Raw genomic sequence first — 210 nt, forward strand, 5'->3', positions numbered from 1 at the left:
TAGTAGTCCGAATACATCAACCCATTTTTTCCTTCAAATAAAAAATGGGTTGGTTTATATTGCTTATAATATGTTCGTAACAAAGTTAAAAATGAAGGAGCCAATAATGTGTATCGATCTTTTTTACCTTTTGCATTTTTAATATGAATAAGCATTCTTTTACTATCAATATCCTTTAACGTTAATTGTAAGGCTTCACCAATTCGCAAT

1 protein-coding gene is annotated in these 210 nt (G+C 28.6%); it reads right to left on the bottom strand.

The annotated features are described in order from the left end of the window. A partial coding sequence (locus tag OU788_RS12865) for a tyrosine-type recombinase/integrase (RefSeq protein WP_274635513.1) occupies positions 1-210 on the bottom strand: 210 nt, incomplete at both ends.

The sequence above is a fragment of the Tenacibaculum sp. L6 genome (genome assembly GCF_028823685.1).
Classification (GTDB): Bacteria; Bacteroidota; Bacteroidia; order Flavobacteriales; family Flavobacteriaceae; genus Polaribacter.